The organism is Luteibacter anthropi, from assembly GCF_023699965.1.
GTDB classification, from domain to species: domain Bacteria; phylum Pseudomonadota; class Gammaproteobacteria; order Xanthomonadales; family Rhodanobacteraceae; genus Luteibacter; species Luteibacter anthropi.
The window spans coordinates 3,423,895-3,445,523 of the sequence record NZ_CP077072.1; the positions used below are offsets into that span (position 1 = coordinate 3,423,895).

The 21,629-nt window shown below is 65.5% G+C and carries 15 protein-coding genes; 14 read left to right on the top strand and 1 reads right to left on the bottom strand.

What is annotated here, in order from left to right; translation table 11 throughout:
• Window positions 1-5: 5 nt before the first annotated feature.
• Together KR767_RS14865 and KR767_RS14870 are read left to right on the top strand one after the other, a co-directional pair.
• Entirely contained in the window at window positions 6-644 is a 639-nt protein-coding gene (locus KR767_RS14865) for a Pr6Pr family membrane protein (protein ID WP_250876816.1), read from the top strand.
• Between the two features lie 43 nt (window positions 645-687).
• Complete coding sequence (locus KR767_RS14870; RefSeq protein WP_284732848.1) at window positions 688-2,520, top strand: ABC transporter ATP-binding protein; 1,833 nt, start codon at window positions 688-690, stop codon at window positions 2,518-2,520.
• Between the two features lie 216 nt (window positions 2,521-2,736).
• On the opposite strand, the gene KR767_RS14875 is transcribed toward KR767_RS14870, so the two are convergent.
• The gene (locus tag KR767_RS14875; protein WP_166949615.1) at window positions 2,737-3,615 is read right to left on the bottom strand and encodes a LysR substrate-binding domain-containing protein; all 879 of its coding nucleotides are present in this window, start codon (window positions 3,613-3,615) and stop codon (window positions 2,737-2,739) included.
• A 97-nt stretch (window positions 3,616-3,712) separates the two neighbouring features.
• Between KR767_RS14875 and KR767_RS14880 the strand changes: the two genes are divergently transcribed.
• The 12 genes from KR767_RS14880 to KR767_RS14935 all read left to right on the top strand — a co-directional run bounded on the left by KR767_RS14880 (window position 3,713) and on the right by KR767_RS14935 (window position 21,629).
• On the top strand, window positions 3,713-4,615 hold the full coding sequence (locus tag KR767_RS14880) for a DMT family transporter (protein ID WP_166949617.1): 903 nt from the start codon (window positions 3,713-3,715) through the stop codon (window positions 4,613-4,615).
• A 66-nt stretch (window positions 4,616-4,681) separates the two neighbouring features.
• Window positions 4,682-6,319 carry a serine hydrolase gene (locus KR767_RS14885; RefSeq protein WP_250876817.1) on the top strand — a complete coding sequence of 546 codons (1,638 nt, stop codon included), beginning with the start codon at window positions 4,682-4,684 and terminating at the stop codon, window positions 6,317-6,319.
• A 221-nt stretch (window positions 6,320-6,540) separates the two neighbouring features.
• Window positions 6,541-8,211: an asparagine synthase B gene (asnB, locus tag KR767_RS14890; RefSeq protein ID WP_250876818.1), complete on the top strand. Its 1,671-nt coding sequence runs from the start codon at window positions 6,541-6,543 to the stop codon at window positions 8,209-8,211.
• A 224-nt stretch (window positions 8,212-8,435) separates the two neighbouring features.
• Window positions 8,436-9,561, top strand: a protein-coding gene (prfB, locus tag KR767_RS14895; RefSeq protein WP_166949623.1) for a peptide chain release factor 2 whose coding sequence is annotated in 2 segments (ribosomal slippage) — window positions 8,436-8,510 and window positions 8,512-9,561 — 1,125 coding nt in all. Because the reading frame shifts where the segments join, the coding sequence is not laid out codon by codon here.
• Between the two features lie 58 nt (window positions 9,562-9,619).
• Window positions 9,620-11,152, top strand: coding sequence for a lysine--tRNA ligase (gene lysS / locus KR767_RS14900; protein ID WP_166949625.1), 1,533 nt, complete (start codon window positions 9,620-9,622; stop codon window positions 11,150-11,152).
• Between the two features lie 27 nt (window positions 11,153-11,179).
• Complete coding sequence (locus KR767_RS14905) at window positions 11,180-11,479, top strand: YciI family protein (protein WP_250876819.1); 300 nt, start codon at window positions 11,180-11,182, stop codon at window positions 11,477-11,479.
• Window positions 11,476-11,739 carry a BolA family protein gene (locus KR767_RS14910; RefSeq protein WP_166949628.1) on the top strand — a complete coding sequence of 88 codons (264 nt, stop codon included), beginning with the start codon at window positions 11,476-11,478 and terminating at the stop codon, window positions 11,737-11,739. Before KR767_RS14905 ends, KR767_RS14910 begins: the two co-directional genes overlap by 4 nt.
• Window positions 11,740-11,941: 202 nt before the next feature.
• The gene (gene smc, locus KR767_RS14915; protein ID WP_250876820.1) at window positions 11,942-15,442 is read left to right on the top strand and encodes a chromosome segregation protein SMC; all 3,501 of its coding nucleotides are present in this window, start codon (window positions 11,942-11,944) and stop codon (window positions 15,440-15,442) included.
• Window positions 15,443-15,468: 26 nt separating this feature from the next.
• Entirely contained in the window at window positions 15,469-16,512 is a 1,044-nt protein-coding gene (gene zipA / locus KR767_RS14920) for a cell division protein ZipA (RefSeq protein WP_250876821.1), read from the top strand.
• 3 nt (window positions 16,513-16,515) lie between these two features.
• Entirely contained in the window at window positions 16,516-17,151 is a 636-nt protein-coding gene (locus KR767_RS14925; protein ID WP_250876822.1) for an FMN-binding negative transcriptional regulator, read from the top strand.
• Window positions 17,152-17,510: 359 nt separating this feature from the next.
• Window positions 17,511-17,780: a hypothetical protein gene (locus KR767_RS14930; RefSeq protein ID WP_250876823.1), complete on the top strand. Its 270-nt coding sequence runs from the start codon at window positions 17,511-17,513 to the stop codon at window positions 17,778-17,780.
• A gap of 579 nt (window positions 17,781-18,359) precedes the next feature.
• Window positions 18,360-21,629 (top strand): maltotransferase domain-containing protein, encoded by a 3,270-nt coding sequence (locus tag KR767_RS14935; RefSeq protein WP_250876824.1) that lies wholly within the window; start codon window positions 18,360-18,362, stop codon window positions 21,627-21,629.

Below are 21,629 nucleotides of genomic sequence, written 5' to 3' on the forward strand. Positions count from 1 at the left end.
ACCGCATGTCACCCCGTAGCGCCGCATCCCACCTCTTCGCCATGATCGTCGCCGCGGTGGCGTGGCCTACCTTGCTGTTGCAGTACTGGCTCACCATCTGGACCGGCCCGCTGGGCGAGGTGACCGTCCGCTACTTCAGCTTCTTCACCATCCTGTCGAACGTGCTGGTGGGGCTGGTGTCGGCCGCCTCGGTCATCGGCGGCAACTGGGCGCCCCTGCGCGTGCTGCGCACGCCGGGGGCACGCGGGCTGGCGGCGGTGTCGATCATGGTCACCTGCCTGGTCTACGCCACCATGCTCCAGGGCCTGTGGCATCCGCTGGGCGCGCAGCTGCTGGCGGACCGCTCGCTGCATTACGTGGTGCCGTTCCTCTACCTGGCCTGGTGGATGGCACTGCTGCCGCACGGCACGCTGTCGTGGGGGCATGCCGCGCGCTGGCTGCTGTTTCCCTTCGTGTTCGCCGTGTGGACCTTCGCCCGCGGCGCGCTCGTGCACGAGTACCCGTATCCCTTCCTCGACGTAGATCAGCTCGGCTATCCCCAGGTGCTGTTCGACTGCCTGATGGTGGGTGCGCTTTTCGTCGTGCTGGGGCTGGTGCTGATCGCCACCGACCGCGCGCTGGCGCGCCGGATGGCCCTTACCTGAGCCTGCACGTGCCGGCGACGGCAGGCGGGCATACAATGCCCGCATGATCTATCGCTGGTTCGAATCCCTCATCGACATCTTCCGCGAGGCGCCCGAGGGCACCCCGCCGAAGGGTGTGCTGCGTTTCTACGCCTACTATCTGCGCCAGGTCTGGAAGATCTTCGCCTGGGCATTGTTCGTGGGCCTGGCGGTGGCCCTCATCGAAGTCGCGCTGTTCGACTTCCTGGGCCGCGTGGTGGACATGGCCCAGAACACGCCGGCTGCCCGGTTCTTCCCTACGCATTGGAAGACACTGGCATGGATGGGCTTCGTGGTGGTGGTGCTGAGGCCGCTTTCCATCGGGCTGCACGACCTGCTGGTGAACCAGTCGCTGAACCCGGGCATGACCAACATGATCCGGTGGCAGCAGCACCGCTACGTGCTGAAACAAAGCCTGTCATTTTTCCAGAACGATTTCGCCGGCCGCATCGCCAACCGCATCATGCAGACGGCACCGTCGCTGCGCGAGTCGGCGGTGCAGGTGGTGGATGCGCTGTGGTATGTCACGGTGTATGCCGGTACGGCGATCTATCTTTTCGCCAAGGCCGACTTCTGGCTGGCGCTGCCGCTGGTGGTATGGATCGCGGGCTACGTGGGCATGCTGGCGTTCTTCGTTCCCCGGGTTAAGCAGCGCTCGTGGCTGGCTTCCGAGGCGCGCTCCAAGGTCATGGGGCGGGTCGTCGACGGCTACAGCAACATCATGACGCTGAAGCTGTTTGCACATACCAACCGCGAGGAGGCCTACGCCCGCGAGGCGATGATCGAGCTCACCGGCAAGGTGCGCAACCAGAATCGCATGATCACCTCGATGGACGTGTCGATCACCACGCTCAACGGTTTTCTCATCGCAGGCACCAGCCTGCTGGCGTTGTGGCTGTGGTCCCGCGGCACGGTGTCCACGGGACAGGTGGCGCTGGCGGTGGGCCTGGTGATCCGCATCAACAACATGTCCGGCTGGATCATGTGGGTGGTCAACGGCATCTTCGACAACGTGGGTACCGTGCAGGACGGCATCACCACCATCTCGCGCGAGCGCACGGTGGTGGATCACCCGGATGCGCAGCCGCTGCGCGTGGAGCGGGGCGAAGTGCGTTTCGACGACATCCATTTTCACTATGGCAAGGCCGGTGGTGTCATCGGCGGGCTCGATCTCATCGTGCGGCCGGGCGAAAAGATTGGCCTGGTCGGCCCGTCGGGGGCGGGCAAGTCCACGCTGGTCAACGTGCTGTTGCGTCTTTACGACCTGGAAGACGGGCACATCTATATCGATGGACAGGACATTGCCCGCGTGGGGCAGGAGTCGCTGCGCTCGCATATCGGCGTGGTCACCCAGGACACCTCGCTGCTGCATCGGTCCATCCGCGACAACCTGCTTTACGGACGCCCCGATGCGAGCGAGGAAGACATTCTCTCCGCGGTGCGCAAGGCGCGGGCGGACGAGTTCATTCCCACGCTGGTAGACGGCGAGGGCCGTACGGGTTTCGATGCCCATGCCGGCGAACGCGGCGTGAAGCTGTCCGGCGGCCAGCGCCAGCGCATCGCCATCGCGCGGGTGCTGCTCAAGGACGCGCCGATCCTTGTGCTTGACGAGGCCACGTCGGCGCTCGATTCCGAGGCCGAGGCGGCGATCCAGGAAAGCCTGGAAACCCTGATGCAGGGCAAGACGGTGATCGCCATTGCCCACCGCCTGTCCACCATCGCACGCATGGACCGCCTGATCGTGATGGACAAGGGCGCCATCGTCGAAAGCGGCACCCATTCGGAGCTGATCGCAAAGGGCGGCCTCTACGCAAGACTCTGGGCCCACCAGACCGGCGGCTTCGTAGGCGTCGAATAACCCTGTAGGAGCGCGCTTCGCGCGCGACCGGTTGTCGCGAATGGCTGGATGGCTCCGCTTTGAACGGTCGCGCGCAAGGCGCGCTCCTACATCGGGTGTGGGCCCAGGCACCGGGTTCGCGCATCCCCTGTAGGAGCGCGCTTCGCGCGCGACCGGTTGTCGCGAATGGCTGGATGGTTGCGCCCCGAACGGTCGCGCGCAAGGCGCGCTCCTACATCAGGCGCGGGGTTCCAGGGCTTCGCGTTCGATCCATGCGATGAAGGCCAGGGCGGCTGCCGTTGGCGGGCGGTGTGCCGAATGCACCACGTAATAGGCGTAGCGCGTCGGTAGCTCCGGGCCCGGCAGGCGCACCAGGCGTCCGTCGCCGATGTGCGCCGAAGCCAGGCGCGTGCGCGCCAGCACCGCCCCGAGCCCGGTGGCCGCCGCATTCAACCCATCCGCCGAGTCGCTGATCGTGTGCATCGTGCCGCCGCGCGGATAGCGGACATTGGCCGCACGGAACCACTCACGCCACCCTTCCGGTGCGATATCGGTAAGCAGGGGCAGGGTGCCCACGTCTTCAGGGGTACGCACACGCGCCGCCAGCTCCGGCGAGGCAAGCGGTTGCAGCGAATCGTCCATGAGAAAGCGTGACGTCAGCCCGGGCCACTGGCCGAGGCCATAGCGAATACCCAGGTCCGGCCCTCCCTCATCGAAACGCACCAGCGAACGATCCGTATCGATCGACAGCCGCACGGTGGGATGCGCTTCGACGAAGCGGCGCAACCGGGGCATCAGCCAGCTGGCCCCCAGCGAGGGCAGAACGCTGATCCGCACGCCATTGTCCCGGCGATGCTGGCGCAAACCGTCCAGCACCGATTCGACCTCGGCCAGCGCCGAACCGGCGGCATCCGCCAGCAGGCGACCCTCCGGGGTGAGCACCACGCCACGGGCGTGGCGCTGGAACAGGCTGACCCCCAGCGAGGACTCCAGCTTGCGCACGTGATGGCTGACCGCGCTGGCGGTCAGGTGAAGCTCCTCGGCGGCATGAGCGAAATTCTGGTGCCGGGCGGCGGAGGCGAAAGCGGCGAGGGCGGGTAACAGGGCAGATCGCATGGAGGCATGAATCATTTAAATGGCTGGCTTGCAAAGAATGCGCTTGCCAGACGTAAGGTTCCAGCGAAAATGAGCCTCAGCCACAAATGAGGTTCACATGTCGTCCGCTACCAGCACTCCTGCCAGCCCTCTTCCCGGTGTGGAAGATCGCGACTGGCGCACGCCAGCCGAACTGATCGCGCTTGGCGCCACCTGGGGCGGCTCGTTCCTGTTCATGCGCGTGGCCGCCAACGACTTCGGCCCGTTCCCGATGGTCGCCACCCGCCTGCTGTTCGGCTCGGTCATCCTGCTGCCCCTGCTGTGGCGTGCCCGCAACAGCATCCGCCTGTCCCACGTGTGGAAGATGCTGCTGGTGGGCGCGCTCAGCGCGGCCATTCCCTTCAGCCTGTTTGCCTGGGGTGCCGAGCGCGCTCCGGCGGGTATCGGTGCCATCGCCAACAGCACCACGGTGCTCTTCGCCGCGCTCATCGCCTTCATGTTCTTCGGCGAGAAGATCGGCACCCGCAAGGCCATCGCCCTGGTCGCCGGCTTCATCGGCGTGGTGATCCTGGTCAGCGGACGCGTTGCGGGAGACAACATCGCCCCCGCCGCGCTGGCGGCCGTGGCGGCATCGCTGTGCTACGGCATCGCGGCCAACCTCATCAAGCGCTACCTGTCCGACCTGCCCCCCACGGCAGTGGCAGCCGGCAGCCTGTTCGCCGCCCTGATCCTGGTGGCACCTCTCGCTGCCCTGACCTGGCCGGCCGCGCCCATCCCGATGAAGTCGTGGGCCTGCGTGATCGCGCTGGGCGTGCTCTCCACCGGCCTCGGCTATGCGTTTTACTTCCGCCTGATCCAGCGCATCGGTGCGCCGCGTGCGGCCACGGCCACCTATCTCGTGCCGCTGTTCGGGGTGGGCTGGGGCTGGCTGTTCCTGGGCGAGGCGCTGTCGCCGAGCATGGCCATCGCGGGCATCATCATCCTGGGCAGTGTGGTTTTCAGCCAGAAAAGCAAGGGCTGACAGAACCCTTTCGCCGGGAGGGCAAGGCGTGGAATAGTTCGGGCTTCCATTTCCAAGGGGTCCGCCATGACGCGCCTTCGCCACCTCCTCGCCTTCGGCGTCACCAGCTTTATCGTTGGCTTCGCCGCGCAGGCGCAGGACACCACGACGGCGCCGGCCGTCGGTACCGCCTCCACCGCAAAGCCCGAGGCGCTTGCCGACTTCGACGCCTACGTCGATGCCACCCGCAAGCAGTTCGACGTGCCGGGCATCGCCGTGGCCATCGTGAAGGATGGAAAGGTCGTACTCGAAATGGGCTCGGGCGTGCGCAAGCTCGGCGAGCCGGCGAAAGTGGATGCGCATACGCAGTTCGCCATCGCATCCAACACCAAGGCGTTCACCGCCGCCTCGCTGGCGATCCTCGCCGACGAGAAGAAGCTGGACATGAATGACCGGGTGGTGGATCGCCTGCCGTGGTTCCAGATGTCCGACCCGTACGTGACGCGCGAAATGCGCATCCGCGACCTGCTGGCCCACCGCAGCGGTCTCAGCCTCGGCGCCGGTGACCTGCTGTACTGGCCGGCCACGTCGTATACCTCGGAAGAGGTGGCGCAGCGCCTGCGCAACGTGCCCATCACGAACAGCTTCCGCGCCGAGTACGCCTACGACAACATCCTGTTCGGCGTGGCGGGCCTCGTGATCGAGAAGGTGTCAGGCATGTCCTGGCACGATTTCGTGAACCAGAAGATATTTGCGCCCCTGGGCATGACCGAATCGCGCTCCGATGCGCCGACCCACATCGGCCCGGGCGACGACATCGCCACCGGGCATGCCAAGTTCGACTTCAAGGACCTGAAGCCGGTCGCACCGATGTCCTGGAACAACAACCAGACGGCAGGCGGCATCTATACCAGCGTCCACGACCTCGGCAAATGGATGAACATGCAGCTGGCCGGCGGCACGTATACCGATGCCAGCGGCAAGGAGCAGCGCCTGTTCTCCGCCGCGCGGCAGAAGGAAATGTGGTCGCTGATCACGCCGATCCGCATCCCCGAGCCGAGCGTGCCCGAACTGAAGTCGGCCAAGCCGAACTTCTCCGGTTACGGCGAAGGCTGGTTCGTGTCCGACTACCGTGGTCACAAGCTCGTGTGGCACACCGGTGGCTGGCCGGGCATGGTCTCGCGCCTTACCCTCGTGCCGGACCTCAACCTCGGCGTGGTGGTGCTCACCAACCAGGAGAGCGGAGCGGCCTTCCAGGCGGTGACCATGCGTGCGCTCGACGCCTACATGGATGCGCCGAAGACCGACTGGATCGCCGCCTATGCGGCCAGTGTGAAAAAAGCCGAGGCCAACGCCGACGACAGCATGAAGAAGCACGAGGCATCGCGCATGAAGAATGCGAAGCCGTCGCTGCCGCTGGATGGCTACGTAGGCACGTATCGCGATCCCTGGTACGGCGATGTCAAGGTGGACAAGGAAGGCGGCAAGCTCGTGATGTGCTTCACGAAGACAGCGCAGCTCGCCGGCACACTGGAGCCGTGGCAGCATGACACTTTCATTGCGCACTGGAACGACCGCTCGCTCAACGGCGATGCCTTCGTCAATTTCGCCCTCGATCCCGACGGCAAGATCCGCGAGGTGCGCATGGAGCCGGTCTCGCCGCTCACCGACTTCAGCTTCGATTTCCAGGACCTGCGCCTCGCCCCTGTCGATCCGGCCAAATAAGCGCCTACGCCCCTGTTGCAACGCAGCGCGAATCATGGTCTAGTCGACCCATGATTCGCATTGCCGCCAATAACGCCAACAATAATAACGCCCGGAATATCGGGAGGGTCGGCGTGTAGGCGGTTGCAACAGAAACCACCGAAAACACCAAAGGCCCGCCCTCACCAGGCGGGCCTTTTTCTTTGCGCGTTTTGATCCACCTACTTGAGGAGAGAAAGGCCATGTGTTCGATCTTCGGAATGTTCGGCCTCGCCCCGGGCGACGATCTGGTCGCCCTTCGCGTGCAGGCCATGGAGTTATCGCAGCGACAGCGTCATCGCGGGCCCGACTGGAGCGGTGTCTACGTGGATGATGGCGCGATCCTCGTGCACGAGCGCCTGGCCATCGTCGACCCCGCCAGCGGCGCCCAGCCCCTGCGCTCGCTCGATGGCGAGCTGGCACTCGCGGTGAACGGCGAGATCTACAACCATCGAGAGCTGCGCGCTGCCAGTGATTACGCGTTCACCACGGGCTCCGACTGCGAGGTGATCAACGCGCTTTATCGCGAGCACGGCACCGATTTTCTCGGCAAGCTCAACGGCATCTTCGCGTTTGCCCTGTGGGATGCGAAGCGTCGCCGCTATCTCATTGCCCGGGATGCCTTGGGTGTGTGCCCGCTTTACTGGGGGCATGACCGGGCAGGGCGCCTTTGCGTTGCATCGGAAATGAAGTCGCTGGTTGGTGTCTGCGCGGACGTTGCGCCGTTCCCGCCTGGTCATTACTACGACAGCGAGCGCGGCGAAGCGGTGCGTTACTGGACCCCTGCATGGCGCGACTACGACGTGACGGCGGGACACGGCATTGAACCGAAGGATTTGCGTGCCTCGTTCGAAGCGGCCGTACACCGCCAGATGATGACCGATGTGCCTTACGGCGTGCTGTTATCGGGTGGCCTCGATTCCTCGCTGGTGGCGGCCGTGGCGGCAAGCTTCGCGCGCAAGCGCATCGAGGACGACGACCGCGGCGAGGCCTGGTGGCCGCGCCTGCATTCCTTTGCGATTGGCCTTGAAGGTTCGCCCGACCTCAAGGCGGCCGAGATCGCCGCCGAGGCGCTGGGTACGGTGCATCACGGATTCCGTTACACCTTCGAGGAAGGGCTGGATGCGCTGCCCGAGGTGATTCGTCATATCGAGACCTACGACGTCACCACGATTCGCGCGTCCACGCCGATGTTTCTGCTGGCGCGCCGCATCAAGGCCATGGGTGTGAAGATGGTGCTGTCCGGCGAAGGCTCCGACGAAGTGTTTGGCGGTTACCTGTATTTCCACAAGGCGCCGTCCGCACGCGAGTTCCACGAGGAAACCGTGCGCAAGCTCGATGCCCTGCATTTCTATGACTGCCTGCGCGCGAACAAATCCATGTCCGCCTGGGGGGTGGAGGCGCGCGTGCCCTTCCTCGATACGGAATTCCTCGAAACCGCGATGGCCTTCGACGCCGAGGCGAAGATGGTGGCGCGCAAGGGGATCGAGAAGGGCATTCTCCGCGAGGCCTTCGACGGGGCACTGCCCGATTCGATCCTGTGGCGGCAGAAAGAGCAGTTCAGCGATGGCGTGGGCTATGGCTGGATCGACGGGCTGAAGGCACATGCCGAGTCGATGGTCTCCGACCGCGAATTCGCGGCAGCGGCTGCACGCTTCCCGGTCAACACCCCGGCCACCAAGGAGGCGTACTTCTACCGGACGATCTTCGAGAGGCACTTCCCCGGCGAGGCCTGCGCCAACACGGTGCCGGGCGGCAAGTCCATCGCCTGCTCCAGCCCGGCAGCCCTGGCCTGGGACCCGGCCTTCGCCTCGGCGGCGGATCCCTCGGGCAGGGCGGTCCGGGGTGTCCACAAGGAAGCCCTGGAGGTCTGACCAAGATGCTGTTGTAGGAGCGCGCCTCGCGCGCGACCGGACCAGGGCGATGATCTCCGGTTCAGTCGGCTCCTCGTTCTGGCCCGGTCGCGCGCGAGGCGCGCTCCTACAGGGGGGCGCTGCAGCTGGCGCGCAGGCGCGCTCCTACAAGTGAGGGTCTGGTTTTGCTAAGATCGGGCGTTTCGTCGGCGCGCTCCCGCGCCGCACCATCAGGCAAGCCAATCATGATCGAGACCAATCCGATCCTCGCGCAGATCGCGGACCTCAAGGGCCGCGTCGAGTCGCTTAGGGGGTATCTTTGACTACGCCGTCAAGAAAGAACGGCTAGAAGAAGTCAACCGCGAGCTGGAAAGCCCCAGCGTCTGGGACGATCCCAAGCGCGCCCAGGACCTGGGCCGTGAACGTGCCCAGCTCGATACCATCGTCACCGGCATCGAAGAGATGAGCGCCAGCCTCGACGATTCGAAAGAATTGCTCGACATGGCCGCCGCCGATGGCGACGAGGACACCCTGCAATCCGTCATCGACGACCTGAACAAGGTCGACGCCCGCGTGAGCAAGCTCGAATTCCAGCGCATGTTCTCGGGCAAGCTCGACAGCGCCGCGGCGTTCGTGGATATCCAGGCGGGTGCCGGCGGTACCGAAGCCCAGGACTGGGCCGAAATGCTGCTGCGCATGTACCTGCGCTGGGCCGAGTCGCGCGGCTGGAAGGCCGAGCTGATGGAAGTCTCCGGCGGTGAAGTCGCGGGCATCAAGTCCGCCACCTTCCGCGTGGAAGGCGACTACGCCTACGGCTGGCTCAAGACCGAGATCGGCGTGCACCGCCTGGTCCGCAAGAGCCCGTTCGACTCCGACAACCGCCGGCACACCAGTTTCACGTCGGTGTTCGTCTCGCCGGAAGTCGATGACGACATCGAGATCGACATCAACCCGGCCGACCTGCGTACCGACGTGTACCGTTCGTCGGGCGCGGGCGGTCAGCACGTGAACAAGACCGAATCGGCGGTGCGTATCACGCACATCCCCACCAATACGGTGGTGGCGTGCCAGACCGAGCGCAGCCAGCATGCCAACCGCGACCGCGCGATGAAGATGCTGAAAGCCAAGCTGTACGAACTGGAAGTGCAGAAGCGCAACGCCGAGAAGGACGCGCTGGAAGCCACCAAGTCGGACATCGGCTGGGGCAGCCAGATCCGCAACTACGTGCTCGACCAGTCGCGCATCAAGGATCTTCGCACGGGCATCGAACGCTCCGACACCCAGAAGGTGCTCGATGGCGACCTCGATGAATTCGTGGAAGCCAGCCTGAAGGCCGGCCTCGAAGCCGGTTCCAAGCGCGTCGACGCGTGATCCACCTCCGGGGGCGCATGAGCGCCCCCGTTTCCTTACCAAAGCAGCTACCCAGGCCATGACCGAAAACACCCACGCCGACACTCCCGCGACCGCCGCCGACGAAAACCGTCTCATCGCCGAGCGCCGCGAGAAACTGAAAGCGCTGCGTGCGCAGGGCATCGCCTACCCGAACGACTTCCGGGTGGACAGCTTCGCCGGTGACCTGCAGGCCGAATACGAAGACAAGGACACCTGGACCGCCGAGGCCATCGAAGCCGCGCCGCGTCAGGTGGCCGTGGCCGGCCGCATCATCCTGATGCGCGGGCAGGGCAAGGTCAGCTTCGTGCAGATGCAGGACGGCACGGGCCGCATCCAGCTGTTCATCCACCAGGGCACGCTGGGCGAAGACGCCTACAACGCGTTCAAGCGCTGGGACCTGGGCGACATCGTCGGCGCCACCGGCATGCTCATGCGCACCAAGACGGGTGAGCTGTCGATCAAGGTCGAGTCCATCCGCCTGCTCACCAAGTCGCTGCGTGGCCTGCCCGACAAGCATCACGGCATGGCCGACGTGGAGCAGCGCTATCGCCAGCGCTATGTCGATCTCATCGTGACCGAGGAAGCGCGCCGCACCTTCGTGCTGCGTTCGAAGATCGTGAGCCACGTGCGCCGCTGGCTCGAAGCCGCACCGCGCCGCTTCATGGAAGTAGAAACCCCCATGATGCACGTGATCCCGGGCGGCGCCACCGCGCGTCCGTTCACCACGCATCACAACGCGCTCGATATTCCGCTGTTCCTGCGCGTGGCGCCGGAGTTGTACCTGAAGCGCCTCACCGTGGGCGGTTTCGACCGCGTGTACGAGATCAACCGCAATTTCCGCAACGAGGGCGTGTCCACCCGGCACAACCCCGAGTTCACGATGCTTGAGCTGTACCAGGCCTATGCCACGTACCACGACATCATGGACATCACCGAAGGCCTGATCCGTTCGGCCGCCACCGACGTCATCGGCAGCACGGTCATCGAATGGGACGGTGCCAGCATCGACGTGGGCCCGGCGTTCCGCCGCTGGCGCATGGAAGACGCCGTGCTGGAGCTGAATCCGGAGATCAAGCCGGGCGAGCTGCGCGATCGTGAAGCCATGGCCGCGCACGCGAAGCGCCTGGGCATCCAGGTCAAGCCGTCCTATGGCTGGGGCAAGCTGCTGCTCGAAATCTTCGAGGCCACGGTGGAACACACCCTGGTGCAGCCCACCTTCATCACCGATCACCCGGTGGAAGTCTCGCCGCTGGCTCGCGAGAGCGATACCGACAAGGGCATCACCGACCGCTTCGAGCTGTTCATCAACGGCAAGGAAATCGCCAACGGCTTCTCCGAGCTCAACGATTCGGAAGACCAGGCAGCCCGTTTCCAGGCCCAGGTGGATGCGAAGGACGCCGGCGACGACGAAGCCATGCACTTCGACGCCGACTACATCCGCGCCCTCGAAGTCGGCCTGCCGCCCACCGGTGGCCTGGGCGTCGGCATCGACCGCCTCGTGATGCTGCTTACCGGTTCGTCGTCCATCCGCGACGTCCTGCTGTTCCCCACCATGCGTCCCGAGGCCTGATCGGCCTCGTCACCCGGAGTTTCCCCGATGTACTACGTCATCGTTGCGCTGGATCATCCGAACTCGCTGGAGAAGCGCCTCGCCGCGCGTCCGGCCCATGTGGCACGCCTGAAGGCGCTGCAGGAAGAAGGGCGACTGAAGCTGGCCGGCCCGTTTCCGGCCATCGACTCGGAAGACCCGGGCGAGGCAGGCTTCGACGGCAGCATGATCGTGGCCGAGTTTTCCGATCTGGCTGCGGCCAAGGCCTGGGCCGCGGTCGATCCGTATGTCGAGGCCGGCGTCTACCGCGAGGTGAACGTCCGCCCGTTCCGGGTCACCCTGCCGTGACGGCCCAGAAGGTCGAGCGCATCCGGCAGCTGCTGACGGAGGCGCTGGCCCCCGTCGAGCTGGATGTGATCGACGAAGGCCACAAGCATGCCGGGCACTCGGGCGAGGGCAAGGGCCACTTCTTTGCCCGCATCGTCAGCCCGGCCTTTGCCGGCAAGAACCCCATCCAGCGCCACCGCCTGGTCTACCAGGCCCTGGGCGACATGATGCCCGACGGCATCCACGCCCTGTCGATCGACGCCAAGGCCCCCGGCGAATAACCTGTAGGAGCGCGCCTTGCGCGCGACCCGATTCACCTGTGAAGCGCTCGCGCGCAGGCGCGCTCCTACAATCAATAGGTTATAATTCCTTTTTCGCGTTGTTTCGCGTATTGCACCCGGATGACCCCTTTGGCAAAGTGACCGATCTGCCAGGGGGTGGCTCCTGCCCGGAGCTCACGGCCGCGTCCCAACGGAACCAAACATGCGTCTGACCACCATCAAGCTGGCGGGATTCAAGTCCTTCGTAGACCCCACCACGCTGCACCTGCCTACCAATATGACCGGCGTCGTCGGTCCGAACGGCTGTGGCAAGTCGAACATCATCGACGCCATCCGCTGGGTCATGGGCGAGTCGGCAGCCAGCCGCCTGCGTGGCGATTCCCTCACCGACGTCATCTTCTCCGGCTCCAGCGCGCGCAAGCCCGTGGGACAGGCGGCGGTGGAACTCATCTTCGACAACAGCGATGGCACGATCCAGGGCGAGTACGCGAGCTTCGCGGAAATCTCGGTCAAGCGCATCGTCAGCCGCGACGGCCAGTCGTCCTATCACCTGAACGGCGCACGCTGCCGTCGTCGGGACATCACCGATCTGTTCCTCGGCACCGGCCTGGGCCCGCGTTCCTACTCGATTATCGAGCAGGGCATGATCAGCCAGATCATCGAGGCGGCCCCGGAAGAACTGCGCACCCACCTGGAAGAAGCCGCCGGCATCTCCAAGTACAAAGAGCGCCGCAAGGAAACCGAGAGCCGCATCAAGGCCACCCGCGAAAACCTCGACCGCGTGCGCGACGTGCGCGACGAGGTGGACAAGCAGCTCGACCACCTCAACCGCCAGGCCCGTGCCGCCGAGCGCTGGAAGGGCTTCAAGGAAGAACAGACCCGCCGCGAGGCGGAGCTGCGCGCCCTCGAATACCGCACCCTCGACCGCCAGCGCCAGGGCGAAGGCTCCGGCCTGCGCGAGGCCGAGCTGGAAATCGAGAAGCACACCGCCTCCCAGCGCCAGGTCGAAGCCCAGCTCGAAGCCGTGCGCGATCGCCATCATGGCGCCAGCGAACACCTGAACCAGGTGCAGGCCGAGGTCTACAAGGTGGGCGCCGAGATCGCCCGCGTCGAACAGCAGGTGCGCCACAACCGCGACCTCGCCGAACGCCTCACCCGTGCCCGCGCCGATACCGAGCGCGAACACGAAGAACTGCAAGGCCATATCAGCACCGACCGCGAGCAGGTGGAAACCCTGCGCATGGCGCTGGCCGAGGGCGAACCCAAGCTCGAATCGCTGCAGCAGATCCAGGACGAAACGGGCGAGGCGCAGCGCGCCACCGAGTCGCGGCTGGCCGACTGGCAGCAGCGCTGGGACACGCATACCCGTGGCGCCTCCGAATCCACCCGTGCGGCGGAAGTGGAGCGCACCAAGCTGGCCTACCTCGACCGTCAGGCGGTCGACCTGTCCCGTCGCCGCGAGGCGCTGGAAACCGAGCAGCGTGCCACCGACGTGGCCTCGCTCGATGCGGCCGCCGAACAGCTCGACACCGAACACGAGACCCAGCGCGAGCGCGTGGAACAACTCGGCACCGTGCTCGACCAGCACAAGGTGGCCCACGAGCGCGTGCAGGACGAAGAGCGCCAGGTGCAGTCCACCCTGAACGACGCGCGCCAGCAATTGCAGACGGCACGTGGCCGTCAGGCCTCGCTCGAAGCCTTGCAGACCGCCGCACTGGGCCAGGAAGAATCCGCCGCCACGGGCTGGCTGAAGCGCCTGGGCCTGGAAAGCGCCCGCCGCCTGGGCGAATCGCTCCAGGTCGACGCCGGTTACGAGTCCGCCGTGGAAACCGTGCTCGCCGGCCTGCTCGACGGCGTGCTGGTGGATTCGCCCGAAGCACTGGTCCCCGAATTCGCCGGTCTCGGTCAGGCCGACGTGGCCCTGTTCGCCTCCGCGCAGGGTGGCCCCGGGGCTGCCGGCACGCTGGCTGCGCATGTGCGTGGCCCGGTCGCAGCCATCACCTTGCTGGGCAACGTGTTCGTCGTCGATACGGTCGAGGATGCCGCCGCCCGCGTGGGTTCGCTGTCGTCGCCGCAGTCTGTGATCACCCGCGATGGTGCGTGGATGGGGCCGGGCTGGGCCCGCGTGCTGCGCGCGCAGGGCAATCAGGTGGGCGTGCTCGCCCGCGAGCGCGACATGCGCCAGCTTGCCGAGCAGATCGAAACCCTCGAAGCCACCATCGAAGAACGCACCGGCCAGCTGGAAGACTTGCGCACCAGCAAGTTCGAAACCGAACGCCAGCGCGACGACGCCCAGCGCGATCTCTACGCCGCGCATCGCCGCCTTTCCGAGCTGGCTGGCCAGTTGCAGAGCCAGCGCGGCAAGATGGAAACCGCCCGCGCCCGCGCCGAGAAGATCGGCGGCGAGCTGTCCACCCTCGTCGAACAGCTCGACGAACTGGAAGGGCAGACCCGCGAAGCCCGTGGCCGCCTCGACGAGGCCGTGGGCCACATGGGTGATCGCGAAGACGAACGTCGCGGCCTCGAAAACGAGCGCCGTGAACTGCTCGAAGCCCGCGAAGAAGCCCGCATCAATGCGCGCGAAGCCGCCGACCAGTCGCACCAGCTGGCCCTCAGCATGGAGTCCAAGCGTTCCGCGCTCACCTCGCTGGAACAGGCGCTGGCGCGTCTCGATGCCCAGCTGCGTCAGGTCGTAGCCCGTCGCGACGAGATCGACGAACAGCTTGCCGCCGGTTCCGACCCCATCGTGGAGCTGGAAGAAGAACGCCAGACCTATCTCGACCAGCGCCTGCTGGTGGATCGCCAGCTCGTGGAAGCGCGCCGCGCCGTGGAAGACTGCGATGCGGAATTCCGCCGCCTCGACCAGGAACGCCAGCGCATCGAGCAGGTGATGAACGCGGTGCGCGAAAACGTCTCCGAGAAGCGTCTCGCGGCGCAGGCGCTGCAACTGCGCGCCGAACAGCTCGCGCAGGCGATCACGGCCTCGGGTCTCGAACTGGAAGGCCTGCTTGCCGAGCTACCCGAAGACGCCGAACCCAACCGCTGGCAGCAGCAGCTGGTCGACCTGGCGCAGAAGATCGCCCGCCTGGAACCGGTGAACCTCGCCGCGATCCAGGAGCACGCTGAACAGTCGCAGCGCAAGGAATACCTCGACTCGCAGCTCACCGACCTGGGCGCCGCGCTGGAGACCCTCGAAGGCGCGATCAAGAAGATCGACCGCGAGACCCGCCAGCGCTTCAAGGAGACCTTCGACCGCGTCAACGCCGGCGTGCAGGAACTGTTCCCGCGCCTGTTCGGCGGTGGCCACGCCTATCTCGAACTCACCGGCGAAGACCTGCTCGACACCGGCGTCGCCATCATGGCCCGGCCGCCCGGCAAGCGCGTGTCCAACATCACGCTGCTGTCCGGTGGCGAGAAGGCCCTCACGGCGGTGTCGCTGGTGTTCGCCATCTTCGGCCTCAACCCGGCCCCGTTCTGCCTGCTGGACGAGGTGGACGCACCGCTGGACGAGGCCAACGTCGGTCGCTTCTCCGCGATGGTGCGCGAGATGAGCGAGAAGGTGCAGTTCATCTTCGTGAGCCACAACAAGGCCACGATGGAAGCCGCTCACCAGCTTTGCGGCGTTACCATGCGCGAACCGGGCGTCTCGCGCCTCGTCCAGGTGGATCTGGCCGAAGCGTCGAAACTGGCCGGCGTCGCCTGAGCACTACCCAAGGAACCGTACACATCATGACCCCCGCCATCGGTCTCGCCTGGAACCCCGCCGTCGGTATCCCGATGCTTTTCGTCGGCATCGTCGTGCTCGTGCTGCTCTGGCTTTTCGGCCAGCCGCGCAAGGAGCAGGGGCGCCGCAAGCCGGTACAGGAGCAACCGGAACGTGCGCGCGAGCGCCGTGAGCCGGTATTCGGCGAGGGTGGCGAGCCCGAGGGTGAAGCATCCTTCAGCAGCCACGATTCCTTCAGCGCCCGCGACGACGACGCCAACGACCCGCTGTTCAACCCGTCGCCGAAGCAGGGCGAGCTCGACGTCGACCTGCGTGCCGAACTGGAACGCCTGGGCGCCTCGCTCGTGGGCGAGCGCACGGCGTCCGCCACTCCCGTGATTCCCGACGAGCCCGCACCGCGTCACTCCCAGCGTACCGAGCCACGCATCGATCTCGACCTGCCGTTCGATCTCGACGAACCGGTTGCCGCTCATCCGCCTGCCGCACCGGCACCTGCGCCCGCACCGCCTCCGCCGCCTGCGCCGGCTCCCGTCGCTGCACCGGCACCGGCACCGGCCAAGGCGCCGCCGCGCTCCGACCTCGGTCGTCGTCCCACCAGCGCACCGGTCGAACGCATCGTTACCCTTTATGTCGTCTCGCGCGAAGGCGTGAGGTTCAGCGGCGCCGATCTGGTGGTGGCCGCCGAAAAGGTGGGCCTGGAGTTCGGCGACATGGGCATCTACCACCGTCTGGTGGATGGTCACCCCGAGCAGGGCCCCATCTTCAGCGTGGCGAACCTCGTGAAGCCGGGCAACTTCGACATGACCCGCATCGCCACCCTGCAAACGCCGGGCCTGTCGTTCTTCATGGCGCTGCCGGGCCCGATCAACGCGCTGGACGCCTGGGAGGCCATGCTGCCCACGGCGCAGCGCCTGGCCGAACTGCTCGACGGCCTGGTGCTGGACGAGGAGCGCAATGCCCTCGGCCGCCAGCGCATCGCGCACATCCGCGATGAGTTGCGCGGCTGGGATCGCGGTCATGAAGGCGAAGAGATCAAGTTCGGCCAGTAAGTCATGTACACGCCACGCGCTTTCGTCGAGGAACGTCTGCCCGTACTGCACGAGGCGATCCAGCAGATCGCCTTCGGCGCACTGGTGACGGCAGGCGAGGGCGGCATCGAGGCCAGCCACCTGCCGTTCGTGCTGGAGCCCGGTGAAGGGCCGATGGGCACGCTGTATGCGCATGTGGCGCGACCCAACACCCACATCACGCGACATGGCGGCGAAGTACTCGCCATGTTCGCCGGCCCCCATGCCTACATCTCGCCCAACGGCTATCCCGGCAAGGCTGAGCACGGTCGCGAGGTTCCCACGTGGAACTACATCGCCGTACATGCATACGGCGTGGCCGAGACCTTTACCGACGCAAGCCGCCTGCGCTGGCTCCTTGACCGGCTGACGGAACGCAACGAACGCGAATCAAGCCAGCCGGTGCCATGGCGCGTGGACGATGCACCCGCCGACTACCTCGAAAAAATGTACCGCGCCATCGTCGGCATCCGCATTCCCATCACCCGCATCGACGGCAAATGGAAACTGGGCCAGAACCGCACCGACGAAGATCGCATCGGCGCCGCGACCCTGCTATCCCAGCGCCCCGGCGACAACGAGCAAGCCATCGCCCAGGCGATGCTCTCGATCAAACCGTGACACCCGCTCTTGTAGGAGCGCGCCTCGCGCGCGACCGGTTGAAACGCATCGCTCCGTAACGAAACGACCTGTGTAACTCTGCGCTCCGCAGGGCTCGGCGTTGATGCGTTCCGCTTGGTAGCAAGGGCTCGCCTATCGGCCTCGCACCCGTCGCCTCTCCCCACGTGATCGCAGGCTGTTGTAGGAGCGCGCCTGCGCGCGACCGGTTATCGCGAATATGTTCATCGTTTCGATTCATCCGGTCGCGCGCAAGCACGCTCCTACAACGCTATGTGGCTACCGGAGGGGCGATCAGCCTTGCGATGACGCTTCCCCTGTAGGAGCGCGCCTCGCGCGCGACCGGTCAATACGAGGTGTTGATGATGTTCGCGACAACCGGTCGCGCGCAAGGCGCGCTCCTACAGAGAGGCGTGGTCGCGATGGTGTGGATGCATCCGAAGGACGAAACGACGTTCGTGTTGTTTCGCCTCGCGATGACCGGAATGGGGTTGGCGACATCGGATGTGGTGGCGTTCTGGGTGTTGTCGCGGTGGAAGGTGCAGGGTGTCATTCCGGTGGATGCATCGATGAAACGCGGCGTTGTTGCTTCTCCGAATCGCCGATGCGATCGACTTCCACCCCTTTGGTAGCACCGTTGCGTTGTAGGAGCGTGCTTGCGCGCGACCGGATGAATCGAAACGATGATGACGTTCGCGATAACCGGTCGCGCGCAGGCGCGCTCCTACAACACGCCGCGATGACGTGGGGAGAGGCGGCGGGGGCGGCCCTTGGCGCGACTTGATGGAGGTGAGGGGAGTGGGCGGAAAAGGCCCGAAGGGGGCCGGCCAGGAAGGCCGGCCTTTTTCGCCGAGGCAGGAGCCGAGTCGAAAAACCCCGCCCGCTCCCCGTGCCCGAAGGGGCGAAGCCATAAGACACTGAGCCGCGCAGCGACTCTCCTTTCCCGAGGGACGCCGCAAGCCGGAGCGCCAAGGGCCGCCCCCGTCGCCTCTAAGCGACCACGCCACAGGCGCCGAGCGCGAGGCCGACAGGCGAGCCCACCCAACAAAGCAAGACCCAACACAAAAACCACACTTCAGCGACACACGTTCACGCTCTCGCAACACCCCGATGCGTCACTGTGAGGGCTCCTCCGCGTGCCCGGGTCATTGGCACGATGCACACATACGGCCCGGCATGCTTGTGTCTACCCTGCAAGGAACACGAGTCACATGTCGGTAAGCACGCGTGCGCCTTTTCGTATTTATTACCTGCATCCGCGGCTCGCGGGGCCGCTGACCGCATGGAACGCATGGATCGAGCACGCGGCGTCGCTGGGCTTCGCGCAATTGCTGGTCGCGCCGCCGTTCGATGCATCGGCATGCGGTGACATTTTCGTGACACGCGATGTCGAGCATCTGGATGCGTCGATTGCCGATGGCGATGCCGAAGCAAGGCTAGGACAAATCGCAAAAGCCTGCCGGGCGAGAAAGCTTGAGCTATGGCTCGACCTTCCGCTGGATGAACTCGCTTCCGATGCGCCGCTTCGCCAGGAGCACCCCGAATGGTTCCGGGCGGTTGCCGCGCAACACGGTACGCCCGACCCACGCTGGACGCCCAGCGAAAGCGAGAGCGTGCGCTGGCGGCTCAATGATCCGGATGTGGCGGGGGCTGCCACGCAATGGTGGATCGATCGGCTGCGCCGCTGGGTGGCTGCGGGTGTCACGGGGTTTCGCCTGCTGCACCCACAGCGTCTGCCTGCCTCCCTGTGGAAGACCCTGATCGATGCCGTCCGGCGCGATGTGCCGGACGTGGCCTTTCTTGCATGGACGCCGGGGTGTACGCCCGAGCAGGTTGCCGCGATGCGTGGCGCGGGCTTCGATGCAACCGTCTCGTCGGCAAACTGGTGGGATTTCCACGCGCCATGGTTTGCGGAAGAGTCACAGCGGCTTGCCACGGTGGCTCCGGCGCTCGCCTGTGCGGAAGAGCCTTTCGGTCAGCGGCTGGGCGATGAACTGGGTGAGGAAAACCAGCTCGATCATGCCTACCGGCGTGCGACCGCGTTTGCCGCGACGTCGCCGGCAGGCTGGCTTATGCCGATGGGCTTTGAATTTGCGGTGCACGAAGCGCTCGACGCGCGCCGTGGCGATGCGATCGACCCGGCAGCACTGAAAGCCAAAGGACTTCTCGATCTTACCGACACGGTGAAGGCCGCGAACGCGATCGTTGGCGAGCATATGGGCCTTGCACCTGCGATTGGCGTGCATGGTGGCGTGGCATCACTCCTGACTGTTCATGGCGCCGACCCGCGCACGGCGTCGTCTGCCACGCTGACCCTGGTCAATGCCTCGCTGGATCGCGAGGTCGCGGTGCAGGCGGCCGATGTATTCGTTGGCGCGGCCAGCCATTTCGGTCCCTGGGTGGCGCCGGACGGGCACCGGCTCTTCGGTCAGGGCGAAAGTCTTGTGCTTGCACCGGGAGCTGTCATGACGCTGGATGCTTCACCTTCTGCACCTGTGGTTCGCAAGATCGGCGCGAGCGCGAAGAAAGACCTTCTCCAGGTGGCCACCAGGGGGCCGCGCGTCGTGATCGAGTCGGTCCAGCCCAGCGTCGATGGCGGCCTGTTTCCCGTAAAGCGCATCGTAGGGGAGGCGGTGACCGTCACGGCGGATATCTATGTCGATGGGCACGACGTGCTGGCTGCGCGCCTGTGCTATCGCGCACAGGACGAAAAAGCCTGGCGTGAAGTGCCCATGGTGCCGGTGAACAACGATATCCATACGGGCAGCTTCACACCCACTCGCATCGGCCGGTACGAGTTTCGTATCGAGGCGTGGCGCGATCCGTTCGGAACTTACCACCACGAGCTGGAACTCAAGCACGAGGCGGGCGTTCCCATCGAGCTGGAGCTGGAAGAAGGACGGCGGCTGGTAGAAACGCGCGCGGCATCGCAGTCGGGCGCGAAAGCCAAGGCGTTGCGCAGTCTTTCCGCTGCCGTGAACAAGGCCTCGGGAGACGAGCGCGTGGCGCTGTTGCTCGCCGACAACGCGGTTGAGCTGATGACCGCCACTGACCCGCGCGAGCGGGCCACGGCGACGGATGCCTTCGTGGTGGAAGTCGACCGCCGCGAGGCGATGTTTGCCAGCTGGTACGAGCTGTTCCCGCGATCGATGACGGAGTCGAAGCAACACCACGGCACCTTCCGCAACACCATCGGGCGCCTGCCGGCCATCCGGGACATGGGTTTCGACGTGCTGTATTTCCCGCCGATCCATCCCATCGGCAAGGCCTTCCGCAAGGGGCCCAACAATACGCTTACGCCGGGCCCGGACGACCCCGGCAGCCCGTATGCCATCGGCTCGCCCGATGGCGGGCACACTGCGATCCATCCGCAGCTCGGCACGCTGGACGACTTTCGTGCGCTGCGCGACGCCGCCCACGAGCATGGGCTGGAACTGGCGCTGGATTTTGCCATCCAGTGTTCGCCGGATCACCCGTGGCTGAAAGAGCATCCGGAATGGTTCGACTGGCGCCCCGACGGCAGCATCAAGTACGCCGAGAACCCGCCCAAGAAATACCAGGACATCGTCAATGTCGATTTCTACGCAGACGGCGCGGTGCCTTCGCTGTGGCAGGCGCTCTGCGACGTCGTGCTGTTCTGGGCAGGAGAGGGCGTGCGTACCTTCCGCGTGGACAATCCGCATACCAAGCCGTTCCCTTTCTGGGAGTGGATGATTGCACGCGTTCGATCCAAGTATCCGGATGCGTTGTTCCTGTCCGAGGCCTTCACCCGGCCCAAGCCGATGTACCGGCTGGCCAAGGTGGGTTTCAGCCAGTCGTATACCTATTTCACCTGGCGCAATTCGAAGCAGGAGTTCATCGATTACCTGACCGAGCTGACGACCACGGCGCCGAAGGATTTCTTCCGTCCGAATTTCTTCGTCAACACCCCCGACATCAATCCGTATTTCCTGCAGACGTCGGGACGCCCGGGGTTTTTGATCCGTGCGGCGCTGGCTACAACCCTCTCAGGGCTGTGGGGCATGTATTCCGGTTTCGAGATATGCGAATCGGCACCCATGCCCGGGAAAGAGGAATACCTCGATTCGGAGAAGTACGAAATCCGCATTCGCGATTTCAGCGAGCCGGGCAATATCGTTGCCGAGATCACCCGGCTCAACCAGATTCGCCGTGCACACCCGGCCTTGCAGACGCATCTTGGCGTGCGTTTCCTGCTGGCGAACAACGATCAGGTGCTGTTCTTCGAAAAGCGTCGCGGCGACGACCTGGTGCTGGTGGCCATCAGCATGGACCCGCATAACGCACAGGCCGCTGATCTCACTCTCCCCCTGGATGACTGGGGCCTGGCGGCCGACGCCACGCTCGACGTCCACGATCTTCTGCATTCCCAACCCATCGCCTGGCGTGGTCCGGCTCAGCATGTGTGGCTTGGCCTCGGCCAGCCCTATGCGATCTGGCATGTACGGCTATCCGGAGTCTGA